Source organism: Salinimicrobium profundisediminis (assembly GCF_026241755.1).
Classification (GTDB): Bacteria; Bacteroidota; Bacteroidia; order Flavobacteriales; family Flavobacteriaceae; genus Salinimicrobium; species Salinimicrobium profundisediminis.
In genome coordinates this window covers 15268-30818 of the sequence record NZ_JAPJDA010000022.1, presented here as the reverse complement: position 1 = coordinate 30818, position 15551 = coordinate 15268, and the positions used below count along the sequence as shown (strand labels likewise).

Sequence of the window (15551 nt, the reverse complement as noted above, 5' to 3'; positions counted from 1 at the left end):
GTTTTTTCTAGCCTTAAACCCCCGCCTTCTGTCTGCTGGTAAGCATCCGCTTGATCTCATTGAGCTTCATCAAAGCCTCTACAGGCGTAAGTGTATTAATATCAAGATGATGAATCTCTTCCCTGAGCTCTTCAAGAATAGGATCATCAAGATTAAAGAAACTAAGCTGCATATCTTCTTCTGCCGATTTCTTTAAGGCTCCCGATTTTTCTTTCATCCCGTGGGAGTCTTCCAGCTTTTTCAAGATCTTATTGGCTCTTCTCAACACCTGTTGCGGCATCCCGGCCATTCGGGCCACATGAATTCCGAAACTGTGCTCACTACCTCCCGGCACCAGCTTCCTTAAGAACAGCACATTGTCTTTCAACTCTTTTACTGAAACATTGAAATTCTTAATACGGTTAAAGGTTTCTCCCATATCATTCAGCTCGTGATAATGGGTAGCAAAGAGCGTTTTTGCTTTGGCAGGATGTTCATGCAAATATTCGGTGATCGCCCAGGCGATGGAAATTCCGTCGTAGGTACTTGTACCCCGGCCAATCTCGTCGAGCAAAATGAGGCTCCTATCTGAAAGGTTATTCAGGATACTCGCCGTTTCATTCATTTCTACCATAAAAGTAGATTCTCCCATAGAAATGTTGTCACTGGCACCCACCCTGGTAAAGATCTTATCAATAAGACCAATTCTTGCCGTCTCGGCAGGCACAAAACTGCCCATTTGTGCCATGAGTACGATAAGTGCTGTTTGCCGTAGAATGGCCGACTTACCACTCATATTTGGCCCGGTGATCATGATGATTTGCTGATTCTCCCTGTCCAGGTAAACATCATTGGCAATATAAGCTTCCGAAAGCGGCAACTGCTTCTCTATTACCGGGTGCCTTCCATTAGTGATCTCCAGTTCAAAAGAGTCATCAATTTCGGGTTTGCTGTAGTTTGCGAGGATCGCGTGCTGTGCAAAAGAACACAAACAGTCCAGCTGACCTATTATAGTAGCGTTCTGCTGTACCGGCTGAATATAATCTCCAATCCACGTGACCAACTTTGTAAAGATCTCCTGCTCCAGGTGCAGTATTTTCTCTTCAGCCCCCAGAATTTTCGCTTCATATTCTTTTAGCTCCTGGGTAATATAACGTTCGGCGTTTACAAGGGTTTGTTTTCGCACCCAGTTCTCGGGCACCTTATTTTTATGGGCATTACGCACCTCAATATAATAGCCAAAGACATTGTTGCTCCCAATCTTGAGCGACGTGATCCCGGTGGCGGCACTCTCCCGCTCCAGCAGCTTATCTAAATAATCGCGGCCCGAAAATGCTATTTCCCGAAGTTCATCCAGCTCGCCTGAAAATCCTTCGGCAACAGTATTCCCCTTATGAATATTCACCGGCGCATCCTCGTAGAGCGTCTCTTTTATTTTATTCCGAAGCAAATCACAGCTCTGCAAATTCTCCCCCAGTACTTTTAGCGCCTCTTCCCCCGACTCTGTTGCCAGGGCTTTCACAGGGATCACAGCCTCCAGGGAATTCTTTAACTGAATTACCTCCCGCGGACAAACCTTACCCGTGGCTACTTTAGAAATAAGCCGCTCCAGGTCACTGATCTTCTTGATATGGTTTCTCGTTTTTTCGAGAATTTCGGTCTTCTCTACCAGGTGGGCCACCACCCGGTGCCGTCTTTTAATTTTTTCAGAATTCTTAAGAGGTAACGCCAGCCAGCGCTTCAACATTCTCCCGCCCATAGGCGAAATAGTGTGATCAATAACATCTAGCAGCGTCACTGCATTTTGTGCGTTAGAAGTATATAGTTCAAGGTTGCGGATAGTAAACCTGTCCATCCACACATATTCCTCTTCGGCAATGCGCGTAATCCCGGTAATGTGCTGCAGGCGATGGTGCTGGGTCTCGCCCAGATAATAAAGTACTGCCCCTGCCGCGACAATTCCCTCAAGCAGGTGCTCCACTCCAAAACCCTTTAAAGATTTTGTACTAAAGTGGGTATTGAGGTTTTCATAAGCGTAATCGTGCTTAAACACCCAGTCTTCAAGAAAGAATACGTGATGATCCTGCCCAAAACTGCTGTAAAATTCCTTTTTCTTCTGCTTTGGCACCAGCACTTCACTGGGACTAAAATTTTGAAGTAGCTTGTCAATATAATCTGCCGTACCTTCTGCAACCAAAAATTCTCCGGTAGAAACATCCAGGAATGATATTCCCAGCGACTTTTTTCCGAAGTGAACCGCACATAAAAAATTATTGGTCTTGCTTTGCAGCACCTCATCATTCATAGCCACGCCGGGCGTTACCAGTTCGGTCACCCCACGCTTTACGATCGTTTTGGTAAGTTTAGGATCTTCAAGCTGGTCGCAAATGGCCACCCGCTCCCCCGCTTTTACCAGCTTTGGCAGGTAAGTATTAAGGGAATGATGCGGAAAACCGGCCAGTTCACTGCGCTCACTCCCATTATTGCGATTGGTAAGCACAATATTGAGAATACGCGAAGCTTTCACAGCATCTTCTCCAAAAGTCTCGTAAAAATCGCCCACCCTAAACAGCAACATGGCATCAGGATATTTCTTCTTGATCTTGTTGTACTGCTGCATTAACGGCGTGACTTTCTTCTCTGATTTTCCTGACACTGGGCTCAATTTTTTTGCTGAGGGCTAAAATATGCATTCTCTCCCTTTAAAGATAATCTTCCCTTTTCTCATTTTCAAACTTTTATCCACAAGCTGTCAACCAAAGCTCTTAATTTATGCTGAAGTGAAATTCATCGCCCTGCTATTTTCTGAAAGTACTGCTGAATTCTCTATTTTTGGCACATGGAAAACCGAAAGCTGAAGAACAGCGAACTCGATAGAAAATCTACTGAAGAATTCAAGTCGGCCAGAAAGACCCCGGTAATTGTCATTTTAGACAACGTGAGGAGCCTGAACAATATAGGTTCCGTTTTTCGTACTGCCGATGCTTTTTTAATCGAAAGAATCTATCTCTGCGGAATCACAGCCACTCCGCCACATAAAGATATTCATAAAACAGCCCTTGGGGCTACCGAAACTGTTGCCTGGGAGCATCGCGAAGATGTTCTGGAACTGGTAAAAGAACTGCAGCAGCAAGAAGTAAAAGTATACTCGGTAGAACAAGCCGAAGGCGCCGAATTCCTCGATGCCTTTACTCCTCAAAAAGGGCAAAAATACGCCCTCGTCTTTGGTAACGAAGTAAAAGGCGTACAGCAAAAAGTAGTATCGGCCAGCAACGGCGTCCTGGAAATTCCGCAACTGGGCAGCAAGCATTCTTTAAATATTGCCGTAAGCGCCGGAGTGGTGCTATGGGATATTTTTTCGAAAATGAAATATTCTTCCTAAATAATTTTACCCTGTTCTTTTCCCATTGATGAAAAAGAACCAAAAAATCTAGGCTTAAGAACCTTTGCCTAAATTTTTCATTTGCTTCCTAAATTTTAGGAACTCGCGGGAATTAAGGTGCAAAAAAGAAACAATCTTCACGCTCAAACCTGCCTACCGGCAGGCAGGCAGCCTAAAATTTTACGGCAGCTGCACTTCAAATTTTACGTCAAATGTTCTTAGGCCGTTGAACACATTATCGAACTAGCGTGTAGAGGTCAGGTTCAACCTCGAATTTTTAATCCTTTTTATCAATTTTTAAAAATAAAGCTTACGTTTAAATCGATCCTACGGAATTCAAAACTGCAAAAGAGAATTTCTGCGAAGATCTGCGGAATCAGCGGGAAACCTGAAGAAGTTAGAAGTACGAAGAAAAAAATAGGAGATTTCTTTTGCGAGCTTTGCGCCTCCTTAGCGGTCTCTGCGTGAACTCATAAAATCTCCCTGAACCTTAAACATTGAACCAGTTTAGCCAGTGATATCCTTGAGAAGGAGCAAATAATCTTCCCTCTTTTGCACAAAATCAAGTTCAGATATATCGATGATCTTGACGTTTAGTCCGGGTTGCGACTTGATAAAGGAGAGGTAGCTGCGGTTGATGTTTGCCAGGTAATCGGCTTCAATATTCTGCTCGTATTCCCTGCCACGCTTTTTGATGTTTGCCAGTAATCTTTCGGTATTTTGATAGAAATACACATAAAGATCGGGCTTTACCAGCTCCTTATACATGAGGTTGAACAGCTTCTGGTAAAGTGAGTATTCATCTTCGTGCAGCGTGATCTTGGCAAAAATGAGAGATTTGAAAACATCATAATCTGAAACCACGAAATCTTTAAAGAGGTCGTATTGCGCAAGATCATCTGAAAGCTGCTGATACCTGTCGGCCAAAAAAGACATTTCCAGCGGAAAAGCATATCGCGATTTATCTTCATAAAACTTCGGAAGGAAAGGGTTATCCTTAAACCGCTCCAAAATGAGTTTGGCATTGAAATCCTGCGACACCATGGTCGCAAAGCTGGTCTTCCCGGCACCAATATTTCCTTCAACCGCGATGTAATTGAAGTTGGAAAAGGAAAATTTCTTCGGAAGCTGAAGTTCTTCAGAAATACGTTTTAAACCTGATTTTTCTAAGGTGTCAAAAAGGGCATTTACAGATAGCTTTTTTACGGGATGTTTTATTTCCGAAGCAATATCGGCAAGCGGCGCCAGTACAAAATTGCGGTGATGCATTTCGGGATGTGGCACTGTAAGATCTTCCGAAGTGATTATTTCATCTTCAAAAAGTAAAATATCAAGATCTATAGGCCGGTTTTGATATCCACTACCAATTTTTCTCTCGCGGCCCAGCTTTTTCTCTATCGCGAGCAGTTGCTTTAAGATTTTATGTGGCTTAAACCTGGTTTCTACCAAAATACAGGCATTGAGGAAAAAACTGCCTTCAAATCCCATCGCAGGGGTTTCATAAACCCCCGAAACTGCCCTTACATCTCCTGTCTTTTGCTGAATTTCTTCAATAGCGCGTTGTAAAAAAACAAGTCTGGCACCTTCATTGCTTCCTAAAGCTATAAATACGGTTTTTAAAGGGTTCAAGAGATCTTAAGAAAATTTTAGTAAGACGGGATCAAGTATTTCACAGCAAATTAAACAAAACAAATGCACATACCCTTAACTTTGTTTTAAAGAGTTTCAACAAAATTAACGCTTCCTGCTACTTGCAGTTAAAAGCAGACTTTGAGGAAAATGGAACTTAAAAAAGGTAAAAAATGAAAAAGTTTTTAAAAATACTGGGAATTGTTTTAGGAGTAATACTACTTATTTTGTTCTTAACGCCCTTTTTATTCGAAAAGCAACTGAAGGACCTGGTGCAGGAAACCATCAACAAAAACGTTAATGCCACAGTCACTTTTGAAGATATTGACCTTAGCATCTTCAGGAATTTTCCCGATGCTACGCTTGCCATTCAAAATCTAAAGATCATCAACAATGCGCCATTTGAGGGCGACACGCTGGCTTTAAGCGAAGAAGTGACCCTTCAAATGTCACTTGCAGAACTTTTTAAAGGTGGAGATGAACCCAAAAAAGTAGATGCTTTAAAAATTGACAATACCTTTCTTAACATCGCAATAGATACCCTGGGAAACAGCAATTACGACATTGCCATACAGGACACGATTTCTACCAAAACTTCGGAGGGCGGCGGCTTTAGCTTTGATGTGGACCACTATGAGATCAACAATTCACGAGTGAAATACGTAGATAAGGGGTCAAAAATGGCATTTCTCGTGGAAGATTTGAATCACCGCGGAACAGGCGATTTTTCGGCCAGCACCTCAACCCTTAGCACCTACTCTACCGCCCTGGTGAGCTTCGAGATGGACAGCGTAAATTACCTGAACCGAAACAAACTGAAACTGGAAGCCGATTTTGAAATGGATCTTGAAAAACAGAAATATACTTTTCTTGAGAACGAGGCCCTTATCAATCAGTTGCCGCTCACTTTTGACGGTTACGTGCAGGTCAATGAAGATAATAATGAAGTAGACATCAGCTTTAAAACCCCTACTTCCTCCTTTAAAAACTTCCTGGCTGTAATGCCTGAGGAGTACGCAAAGAATATTGAGAACGTGGAAACCACAGGAGATTTTGTGGTAGATGGATTCATCCGCGGAATTGTAGATGAGACTTACATTCCTAAAATGGAGATCAACATTGTTTCAAATAATGCTGCTTTTAAATATCCAGACCTTCCGAAGGCTGTAAAAGATATAGACATAGCAGCTGTGCTTAAAAATGATACAGGGCTGGTTGAAGATACTTATCTGAATATCGACAAGCTTAACTTCAGGATAGATGAGGATGCCTTTAGAGCCAGCGGAAGCATTAAAAACCTTACCGAAAATATGCTCGTGAACCTGGCTTTGCAGGGCACCATCAACCTTGCAAACATCACCCGGGCCTACCCGCTTGACCTGGAACAGGACCTCAACGGAATTGTCACGGCAGATCTCACCACCAGTTTTGACATGAACTCTTTAGAGAAGGAACAGTATCAAAATGTGAAGAGCAGCGGTACTGCAGTGATCAGGGATTTTAGTTACACTTCTCCCGAAATTCCCAATGAGATAAAACTCTCTACTGCCAATCTAAAATTCAATCCCACAACAGTGAGCCTTGACAATACCGTATTGACCACGGGAAAAACCGACCTTGCCGTTAACGGTACCATACAAAACTTCATGGGATTTTTGTTCACAGACCAAAAGCTTAAAGGAAACTTTACCGCAACTTCCAATACATTTTCGGTCAATGATTTTATGGTTAAAGAAACTGCAACCGAAGAAGCTGAAGCTACACCCGCTACCACAGCTGAAGTACCGGGAGATGAAGCCATTAAAATTCCGTCATTTTTGGATGCCAACATAGACTTTTCGGCAAAGAAAGTCCGTTATGATAATCTGGTGCTTGAAAACACCAGCGGAAGTTTAAGAATAGTAGACGAAACGGCTACTTTGTCTAATGTTTCCTCAAGTATCTTTGCCGGAAAGATCTTGTTAAACGGACTTGTTTCAACACGAGATGCAATTCCGAATTTCTCGATGCAACTCGGTTTACAATCTATTGATATTGTCCAGGCGTTTAAGGATATGGAGTTATTAAGAAACCTCGCCCCAATTGCACAGGCGTTACAGGGTGAACTTACCACCAACATTGACCTGCGAGGGAACCTGAACGATGACCTCACCCCGCAGCTACAAACGCTAACCGGAAATGCGCTTGCAAAAATACTGGGAGCAAAGGTAAACCCTGCACAAACTCCGCTGCTTACAAAGCTGGATCAAAACCTCAACTTTATTGATCTTAACAATCTAAATTTAAAAGACCTGGAGACCAGGCTTACCTTTAATGACGGGCAGGTAGAGGTGCAGCCGTTCGATTTTAATATTAAGGGAATTAAAGCGAGGGCCTCGGGTACCCACGGGTTTGATATGGACATGAATTACAAGGTGGCCCTGGAGATACCTGCAAAATATTTGGGAAGCCAGATAGGCACTACCCTCTCTCGCCTAAGCGCACAGGAGCAGGAAAATATGACGGTTGGCTTGCCTATAAATATTTCAGGTAGCTTTAGCAACCCTAACATCAACCTCAATATGCAGCAGGCGGTGAGTAGCCTTACCCAACAAATTATTGATAATCAAAAAGAGACGCTAAAAGAAAAAGGACGGGATGTTTTGAGCGACATTATTAGCGGCGGAAAAAACAAGGACACCGCAGATACCACAACCACACGGACACCCGCGCAAAAAGATTCTATTGTTCGCAAGAACACCAGCGACGCTGTAAAAGAAACTGCAAGAGACATTTTGGGTGGCATTCTGGGAGGTTCCAGAAAGAAAAAAGATACGACCCAAAATCAGTAATGCTTTAGTCTAGTTGTCGCAGATGACTTTACTTATGTTGTGTAACCGGAAAGTACAGGTTCTAAAACTCTCCGGAAGGCATGATCAAATTTTTCTGATCACTGCTAACCTATTGCAGGGAAAGATTAACGTTAAAGCCTTCGTGCTTTCGTACATTAAATACCATGCCGTCTTCAAATATGAGGTACTGCCCTTTGATCCCTTTTAGAACACCCTCGTAAAATGGCGTTTTTGCGAGGTTAAGGGTTTTGCATTTTGCAGGATAATTAAGCACCGGAAACTTAATTTCAAGTTCGGTGGAACTTGCCAGGTAGTAGTCCTGAACTTCTTCCGGCAAATATTGTCTCATATCATCTCGTATAGCCGCAAGATCAAGATCTTTCAGGTCATTTGTGAGCATACTGCGCCAGTTGGTTTTATCTGAAAGATGTTCTTTTAGGGCAACTTCTGTGATTCCGGCAAGGTAACGGTTGGGAACTTCCACTACTTCTATGGCTTCGTGTGCCCCCTGGTCGATCCAGCGGGTTGGGATTTCACTTTTTCGGGTCACCCCCACTTTCACATTGCTCGAGTTGGCCAGGTAGACCACATGCGGCTGTAGCTGTACCTTTTTTTCAAACTCAAGGTCACGATGCTCCTGGTCAAGATGGGCCTTACTGAGTTCGGGGCGTATTACCCACTCCCCCATTTCGGGCCGTTCCATAAAGCAATTGTAGCAAACGCCATTAGCAAAAACCTTCTTTTTCTTACCACAACCCGTACACTCATAATTGAGGAAATTGATAGCAAGGCGTTTATCAAGTACCTGATTCACATTCAGGAAATCCTGCTCAAAAATGAGATAATACTGTACTGTTTCTGCCAATTCAGTTTTCATTTTTCTGAGCACACCTTCATAAGTCATAGAAAAGAGTATTTTTATCGCCGCTTAATTTTTTGCCAGCTGTAAGAATAGTTTTAATTTTAACCGATTACATCCCGGTTTGAAGGGGTCAAAGATAAAAAGAAAAAATGCCAATTCCGTTAGTACATTCTGTAGCTTCCTGGTTTCTCAAGAAGCGTATTCATCAAATGGAATTGTTCATTAAATACCCGCATGACGTTCAGCTTGAACTTTTGAAAAAACTCCTTCAGAAAGCAAAAAACACCGAAGTAGGCCTACAGTACGATTTTGCCTCAATAAAAACTTATCAGGAATTTGCAGAAAGGGTACCGTTACAACAGTACGAGGATTTTGAACCTCAAATAGAACGTAGCCGCCGGGGTGAGAACAATATATTTTGGCCTACGCCCATCAAATGGTTTGCAAAATCCAGCGGCACCACCAACGCCAAGAGCAAATTTATCCCGGTTAGTGATGAATCGCTGGAGAACTGTCACTATGCCGCGGGCAAGGATATGTTGTGCATGTACCTCAACAACAACCCCAACTCGCAGTTATTTAGCGGTAAGAGCTTGAGGTTGGGTGGCAGTAAGGAATTGTACAGGCAAAACGGTACCCAGTTTGGCGATCTTTCGGCTATTCTTATAGACAATATGCCTTTTTGGGCAGAATACAGCAGCACCCCAAGCAATGAAATCTCCCTTATGAGCGATTGGGAAGTGAAAATGCCGGCTATAGTAAACGAAACCATCAACGAAAATGTTACCAGCCTTGCCGGAGTGCCGTCATGGATGCTGGTATTGCTCAACAATGCCCTTGAAGCTTCGGGCAGGAACAACCTTTTTGAGATATGGCCCAACCTGGAAGTGTATTTTCACGGCGGCGTAAACTTTGCTCCTTATGTAGATCAATATCAAAAGATACTGCCTTCAAACAGCTTCAGGTATTTTGAGATCTATAATGCTTCGGAAGGATTCTTCGCCATTCAGGATACCAATGAATCTAAAGAATTGCTACTAATGCTCGACTACGGAGTGTTTTATGAATTCATTCCTATGGAAAGCTTCAGCACTTCCGAAGAAAAAGTAATACCTCTTTCTGAAGTTGAGCTGGGAAAAAATTATGCGGTGCTCATTACCACCAACGCCGGATTATGGCGCTATAAAATTGGGGATACCGTGCGGTTTACTTCGCTGGATCCTTACCGCATAAAAATTACGGGCAGAACAAAACACCACATCAACGTTTTTGGTGAGGAACTCATCATTGAAAACGCCGAAGAAGCTTTAAAAAGAGCTTCCCAGCAAACCGATTGTGAGATTGTAGATTATACGGCTGCCCCAATCTTTATGCACAACAAGGAAAAAGGCGCGCATGAATGGATGATCGAATTTAAGACACCGCCGCAGGATTTTAGCTTCTTTGTTGAATGTCTTGACAATCACCTGCAAAACATTAACAGCGATTATGAGGCCAAACGCTTCAACAACATGACCCTGAACGCCCCAAGGGTGCATGTAGCCAGAGAAAAGTTATTCTACGACTGGCTCAAGAAAAAGAATAAACTGGGAGGCCAGCATAAGATCCCACGACTTTCCAACCAACGTGTTTATTTGGAAGAACTGCTGGAGATGAATGGGAAATAGATTTGAGTAGTTAGAATTGAGTAGTGAGTGTTTTAAGCTACGAGCTCCTGTTTCAAACAAGAAAACCTCACAGGTTTTTGAAACCTGTGAGGTTTAGCTTCATATATATTCTAGCCTTACAACTCCTTAGACACCTGATGCACGGCCTCAATAGTCGCATCAAGATCTTCATAAGAGAGCGCATCTGTAATAAACCAGGTTTCAAAAGCACTGGGTGCAATGTAGACGCCGTGTTCCAGCAGCCCATGGAAAAATTTCTTGAATTTCCCATTACCCGCAGATCGTGCTGCAGATGCAAAATTTGTTACCGGTTCTTCTCCAAAATGCACCGAGATCATTGAACCCTGACGGTTAATCGAATGAGCAACCTTATTTCGGTTAAGCACATTTACAAGTCCCTTATGCAGGTAAGCTGTTTTCTCTTCAAGCCTGTTATAAATTTCAGCATCTTTATTTAGTTCCTGGAGCATGGCCAATCCTGCTGCCATTGCCAGCGGATTCCCGCTTAAAGTTCCGGCCTGGTACACAGGTCCTGTTGGGGCCAGGTAATCCATAATTTCATTGCGTGCGGCGAAGGCTCCTACAGGGAGTCCGCCACCAATCACTTTTCCGAAGCACACAATATCGGCATTCACGCCATATACTTCCTGTGCCCCGCCTTTAGCAAGCCTGAAGCCGGTCATTACCTCATCAAAGATCAGCAAGACATCATGCTGGTCACACAGCTGGCGAAGACCTTCCAAAAATCCCTTTTTTGGAGGGATACAGCCCATGTTTCCAGCCACAGGTTCTAAAATGATACAGGCCACCTCGCCTTTGTTCGCTTCAAGTACCTCCTTTACATTCTCAAGATCATTGTAAGTTGCCAACAAAGTATCTTTTGCCGTACCATTCGTGACGCCGGGACTATTTGGCGTTCCAAAAGTCACTGCCCCACTGCCAGCCTGAATAAGAAATGAATCACTGTGCCCGTGATAACAACCGGCAAATTTGATGATCTTATCACGGCCTTTAAAGCCCCGTGCAAGCCTCACGGCACTCATAGTGGCCTCGGTACCCGAATTCACCATGCGAATCTTATCGATATTCGGCACCATAGAAACTGCAAGTTCGGCAATAGTGGTTTCCAGCTGTGTGGGAGTTCCAAAAGAAGTTCCTTTTTTGGCCTTTTCAACCACTGCATCCACTACCGGTTCATAAGCATGCCCAAGAATGAGCGGCCCCCATGAATTGATGTAATCAATATATTTATTCCCATCTTCATCGTACAGGTAAGCTCCTTTAGCTTCTTTTATAAAAATAGGTTCTCCTCCAACTGCGGAAAAAGCCCGTACAGGAGAATTTACCCCGCCGGGAATTACTTTTTTAGCTGCAGCAAACAATTCACTGCTTCTTTTATAGATCATAATTTTGATTTATTGAGGCACGTAAAGTGTTTGGCCAATGCCAATGTTAGTACCTCTAAGGTTGTTCATTTTTTGTAACTGCTCTACCGTTAAATTATGCCTTTTCGCGATGGAGTACAAAGTATCTCCCTGCTGCACGGTATATTCTCTCGTTGAAGAATTCCCGGCACTTTGCGACGCTGAATAGGCTATCTCGCGTGCAGGGGCATCGCCATCATAAAGATATAATTGATATCTTTCTATAAGGCTAATGAGTTTATCGGGGTACTTCCGGTCGGTAGCATATCCGGCAGCTCTTAAGCCCCTGGCCCATCCTTTATAATCCTGTATGTCAAGATCAAATAAAGCTGCATAGCGTTTTCTTTCGGCTAAAAAAAGTGAATGATCCCTGTAAGAATATTTAGGATCCTTGTATTTCCTAAAACATTCCTGCCTTTCATCATCATCGTGATATACTTTTTGGCCGCTCCAGCCGTGACATTTAATTCCAAAATGATTATTAGCCCTGCGGGTCAATTGCCCTTCTCCCGCCCCACTTTCAAGGATTCCCTGCGCAAGCGTTATACTCGCGGGTATCTTATAAAGCTGCATTTCCTCCTGGGCAATAGGTGCATATTCGTGAATGTAAGCCTCAATTTTATCGGAGTATGTTCGCGGAGTTGATGGCACCTGGGTCTTCCCTTCCCGGGGAGCATTTCTATCTACAACAGCAGGAACTTCCTTTTTAGAAGATCGCTTTGAAGCTTTTTTACCTGTCCCACAGGAAACCGTAAAAACGAGGAGAAAAAGGGTTAGAAATTTAAATGCTGCTTTCATCATAAGTCAAAATTGGAGGTAGATTCTTCATCTTTAACACCTTGTTCATACCGGCAATGCCCTGGAGGCCTCCCGTATGAATGGCTAAAATATGAGTATTTTCCAAAAAATATCCTGTCCGGGCGAGATCAAAAATGCCGTATAGGAGTTTCCCTGTGTACACGGAATCCAACTGAATACCATAACGACTTCGGAAGTCATTGATAAAGTTTATGAGCTTTTCATCCACCTTAGCATAACCTCCAAAATGGTAATTTGTTATAAGGTCCCAGTTATTTTTTTTGCTGAAGCGGGCAATCTCCGGCTTCAAAAAATCCCCTTTTAGCGCAGGAAATCCCAACACCTGCTGATGCTCTTCAGAAGCATTTATGATCCCGCTGATGGTTCCACCCGTGCCCACCGCACAACAAATAACATCAAATTCTGCATCCTGTGGAGTCAGGATCTCTTCACAGCCCTGTACCGCAAATTCATTAGTACCACCTTCGGGCACCAGGTAAAAATCTCCGAATTGCTTCCGAAGATCTTCAATAAATGCTTCGGAAGTTTTCTCCCGGTAATCGCTTCGGCTTACAAAATGGAATTCCATTCCGCAGCCATGTGCAAACCTTAAAGTCGGGTTCTCCTGAAGGGTCTTCTCAAGATCTTCCCCGAGCTCCTCACCTCTTATAACCCCAATAGTTTTAAAACCCGAGATCTTACCGGCGGCTGCAGTGGCCGCAATATGATTAGAGTATGCCCCGCCAAAGGTGAGCAAAATTTGCCTTTTTTGAGAGGTAGCTTCAGTGATGTTATACTTCAGCTTCCGGAATTTGTTGCCCGATACTTCAGGATGCAAAAGGTCTTCCCGCTTCAGGTGAATTGAAACGCCATTCACTTCAGCAATAAACTGATTGGGCACTTTTGCTGAACTGGTAAAAAGGTTTGCGGGTTGAGACATTTTCAAAATATAAACTATTGCGGACTAACCACGAGGCTGCAAATATTAAGAACTAATTATAAGAAACAAAGGACGGTTTGTCAAAAAGTATATTTAATTTCTGAAATTAATTTAGACCCGATGAAAAAATTTGATGCCATTATAATTGGAACGGGACAGGCAGGCCCTCCCCTGGCTTCCAGCCTCGCCAAAAACGGATTGCAAACTGCCATTATTGAGAAGAGGGAACTGGGCGGTACTTGTGTCAACACAGGTTGTACGCCCACAAAAGCTTATGTTGCCTCGGCCAGGAGAGCCTTTATCGCCCGAAACAGCCGGGAAATGGGCGTGAACATTGAAGGACATGTGCAGGTAGATCTTAAAACTATCAAAGCCCGGAAAGATCAACTAATAGCCGATTCTCATGAAGGTCTCGAAAGAACTTTTGAAAAAGAAGAGCTTATCACCCTTTTTCGGGGAAAAGCTGTGTTTCTCGATGACCATACTATTTTGGTTAACGGGGAAGAGTTAACGGCAGAAAAGATTTTTATCAATGTGGGAGGCAGGCCAAGGGTACCAAAAGATTTTGAAGCTGTAAATTATCTCACCAACCGCAGTATGCTCGAGCTGGAAGAGGTGCCCAAAAATCTTGTTATTGTAGGAGGCGGATATGTGGGGCTGGAATTTGCCCAGATGTTTAGCCGCTTTGGGAGTGAAGTGACCATTCTTGAGCGGGGTTCGGCCCTCATGAAAAAAGAGGACGACGATATTGCTGAAGCCATTACAGAGATCATCAAAGAAAGCGGCATCAATGTTCTACTGAATTCTGATTGTATCAAGGCTGCTGAGAAAAATGGAGAAATTGAAGTGACCTATAATTGTGAAGCAGGAAGTAAAAAAATAACCACCTCTCACCTTTTACTGGCAGTGGGAAGAGTTCCAAATACAAATGATCTCGGGCTGGAAAAAACCGGTGTAGAGCTGGACGATCACGGTTTCATCAAAGTAAATGATGAGCTGCAGACATCGGTGTCGCACATTTGGGCTTTGGGAGATTGTAACGGAGAAGGTGCCTTTACCCACACCGCCTACAATGACTTTCAAATTGTAAATTCTACTTTTTATGAAGACCGGAAGAGAAAATTATCTGACCGTTTTCCCTGTTATGCCGCATATATCGATCCGCCGCTTGCCCGGGTAGGTCTTGATGAAAAACAGATCAAAGCCAAGGGAATAAAAGCTAAAGTTGCTGAAATGCCCATGAAGAAGGTTGCACGTGCTAAAGAAAAAGGAGAGACCGCCGGAAAAATGAAGATCTTCATTGATGCCGATACAGACAAAATCCTGGGAGCAACATTTTTAGGAACCGGGGCAGATGAATACATCCACACCGTAATAGACCAGATGTATGCAGGCGCAACCTACCAGGTAATGCGGGATGCCGTACATATTCACCCCACGGTAAGCGAACTTATTCCCACCATGCTAGAAAATCTTCGGGAGCTATAGCCTTGAAAAGGCCTTTTAGAGATATTTTCTGAAACCCCAGAATGAACGTCGGGGAATGTAATTCAGGTTTCTTTCGTTGGCATAAGCTTCGCGCTCAAAACAAATTCTACTATAAGCTTTATAGGAGTCCCTGTACTTTATGAGCCTGATGAAATATTCAAAAAAGTACCACACAAAGAAGAAGATCACCAGTAGCTCCACCTGTTGCTTGAGGTGAATGCGCTCATGGTTCATGAAGACCGGGTTACTTTTAAGATCTTTTCGCTTTATTATAATAAATGGCCAAAGGACTACGCCATCAAAGTGTTTGGCAAGAATAAATTTATTAACCACCACAAACATTAGGGCAAGATAAGAAAATGCTATTTTTGTGATATGAGTTTTTCAAGAAAAAAAATTCCGCTTGAAGAAGGCGATTATTATCTCACCCCCGAAGGCTACTGCTGCTTTACCGAACAATACCACCTCAAAAGAGGTTATTGCTGTGAAAGTGGCTGCCGTCACTGCCCTTACGGCTTCAATAAAAAAACGAATCAACAGAAAAAATAATT

Annotated in this window: 12 protein-coding genes; 5 read left to right on the top strand and 7 right to left on the bottom strand. The window is 43.2% G+C overall.

Annotation, left to right across the window (positions count from 1 at the left end):
* Window positions 1-13: 13 nt before the first annotated feature.
* Window positions 14-2599, bottom strand: a complete 2586-nt coding sequence (gene mutS, locus OQ279_RS13345) for a DNA mismatch repair protein MutS (RefSeq protein ID WP_274704472.1) — start codon at window positions 2597-2599, stop codon at window positions 14-16.
* A 219-nt stretch (window positions 2600-2818) separates the two neighbouring features.
* On the opposite strand from mutS, the gene OQ279_RS13340 reads away from it, so the two are divergent.
* Window positions 2819-3361: an RNA methyltransferase gene (locus OQ279_RS13340; protein ID WP_266070463.1), complete on the top strand. Its 543-nt coding sequence runs from the start codon at window positions 2819-2821 to the stop codon at window positions 3359-3361.
* A gap of 507 nt (window positions 3362-3868) precedes the next feature.
* Here OQ279_RS13340 and folK read toward each other — a convergent pair.
* Complete coding sequence (folK, locus tag OQ279_RS13335) at window positions 3869-4990, bottom strand: 2-amino-4-hydroxy-6-hydroxymethyldihydropteridine diphosphokinase (RefSeq protein ID WP_266070462.1); 1122 nt, start codon at window positions 4988-4990, stop codon at window positions 3869-3871.
* A 173-nt stretch (window positions 4991-5163) separates the two neighbouring features.
* Here folK and OQ279_RS13330 point away from each other — a divergent pair, with 173 nt between their 5' ends.
* Window positions 5164-7821, top strand: coding sequence for an AsmA family protein (locus tag OQ279_RS13330; RefSeq protein ID WP_266070461.1), 2658 nt, complete (start codon window positions 5164-5166; stop codon window positions 7819-7821).
* A 109-nt stretch (window positions 7822-7930) separates the two neighbouring features.
* Here the strand turns inward: OQ279_RS13330 and OQ279_RS13325 are convergent, their stop codons facing one another.
* A complete protein-coding gene (locus tag OQ279_RS13325; RefSeq protein WP_266070460.1) occupies window positions 7931-8725 on the bottom strand; it encodes a DUF2797 domain-containing protein in 795 nt (264 codons plus the stop codon).
* Between the two features lie 107 nt (window positions 8726-8832).
* Here OQ279_RS13325 and OQ279_RS13320 point away from each other — a divergent pair, with 107 nt between their 5' ends.
* Window positions 8833-10350, top strand: coding sequence for a GH3 auxin-responsive promoter family protein (locus tag OQ279_RS13320; protein WP_266070459.1), 1518 nt, complete (start codon window positions 8833-8835; stop codon window positions 10348-10350).
* Between the two features lie 116 nt (window positions 10351-10466).
* Here OQ279_RS13320 and hemL read toward each other — a convergent pair whose 3' ends face one another.
* The 3 genes from hemL to OQ279_RS13305 are packed head-to-tail and all read right to left on the bottom strand — an operon-like array spanning window position 10467 to window position 13512.
* Complete coding sequence (gene hemL / locus OQ279_RS13315) at window positions 10467-11756, bottom strand: glutamate-1-semialdehyde 2,1-aminomutase (protein WP_266070458.1); 1290 nt, start codon at window positions 11754-11756, stop codon at window positions 10467-10469.
* Between the two features lie 9 nt (window positions 11757-11765).
* Window positions 11766-12572, bottom strand: coding sequence for a glucosaminidase domain-containing protein (locus tag OQ279_RS13310; protein WP_370866531.1), 807 nt, complete (start codon window positions 12570-12572; stop codon window positions 11766-11768).
* A complete protein-coding gene (locus OQ279_RS13305; RefSeq protein ID WP_266070456.1) occupies window positions 12556-13512 on the bottom strand; it encodes a 1-aminocyclopropane-1-carboxylate deaminase/D-cysteine desulfhydrase in 957 nt (318 codons plus the stop codon). The genes OQ279_RS13310 and OQ279_RS13305 overlap by 17 nt, the downstream gene beginning before the upstream one ends.
* A 120-nt stretch (window positions 13513-13632) precedes the next feature.
* Here OQ279_RS13305 and OQ279_RS13300 point away from each other — a divergent pair, with 120 nt between their 5' ends.
* Window positions 13633-15000 carry an FAD-containing oxidoreductase gene (locus OQ279_RS13300; protein ID WP_266070455.1) on the top strand — a complete coding sequence of 456 codons (1368 nt, stop codon included), beginning with the start codon at window positions 13633-13635 and terminating at the stop codon, window positions 14998-15000.
* A 15-nt stretch (window positions 15001-15015) separates the two neighbouring features.
* Here the strand turns inward: OQ279_RS13300 and OQ279_RS13295 are convergent, their stop codons facing one another.
* The gene (locus OQ279_RS13295; protein ID WP_266070454.1) at window positions 15016-15342 is read right to left on the bottom strand and encodes a hypothetical protein; all 327 of its coding nucleotides are present in this window, start codon (window positions 15340-15342) and stop codon (window positions 15016-15018) included.
* A gap of 33 nt (window positions 15343-15375) precedes the next feature.
* Between OQ279_RS13295 and OQ279_RS13290 the strand changes: the two genes are divergently transcribed.
* Window positions 15376-15549, top strand: a complete 174-nt coding sequence (locus OQ279_RS13290; RefSeq protein ID WP_266070453.1) for a C1orf53 family protein — start codon at window positions 15376-15378, stop codon at window positions 15547-15549.
* Window positions 15550-15551: the final 2 nt, after the last annotated feature.

Bases quoted from the DNA above. Each gene is read 5' to 3' on its own strand.
- mutS (WP_274704472.1), bottom strand. From the start codon at position 2,599: ATGCAGCAGTACAACAAGATCAAGAAGAAATATCCTGATGCCATGTTG.
- OQ279_RS13340 (WP_266070463.1), top strand. From the start codon at position 2,819: ATGGAAAACCGAAAGCTGAAGAACAGCGAACTCGATAGAAAATCTACT.
- OQ279_RS13330 (WP_266070461.1), top strand. From the start codon at position 5,164: ATGAAAAAGTTTTTAAAAATACTGGGAATTGTTTTAGGAGTAATACTA.
- OQ279_RS13325 (WP_266070460.1), bottom strand. From the start codon at position 8,725: ATGACTTATGAAGGTGTGCTCAGAAAAATGAAAACTGAATTGGCAGAA.
- OQ279_RS13320 (WP_266070459.1), top strand. From the start codon at position 8,833: ATGCCAATTCCGTTAGTACATTCTGTAGCTTCCTGGTTTCTCAAGAAG.
- hemL (WP_266070458.1), bottom strand. From the start codon at position 11,756: ATGATCTATAAAAGAAGCAGTGAATTGTTTGCTGCAGCTAAAAAAGTA.
- OQ279_RS13310 (WP_370866531.1), bottom strand. From the start codon at position 12,572: ATGAAAGCAGCATTTAAATTTCTAACCCTTTTTCTCCTCGTTTTTACG.
- OQ279_RS13305 (WP_266070456.1), bottom strand. From the start codon at position 13,512: ATGTCTCAACCCGCAAACCTTTTTACCAGTTCAGCAAAAGTGCCCAAT.
- OQ279_RS13300 (WP_266070455.1), top strand. From the start codon at position 13,633: ATGAAAAAATTTGATGCCATTATAATTGGAACGGGACAGGCAGGCCCT.
- OQ279_RS13295 (WP_266070454.1), bottom strand. From the start codon at position 15,342: ATGTTTGTGGTGGTTAATAAATTTATTCTTGCCAAACACTTTGATGGC.
- OQ279_RS13290 (WP_266070453.1), top strand. From the start codon at position 15,376: ATGAGTTTTTCAAGAAAAAAAATTCCGCTTGAAGAAGGCGATTATTAT.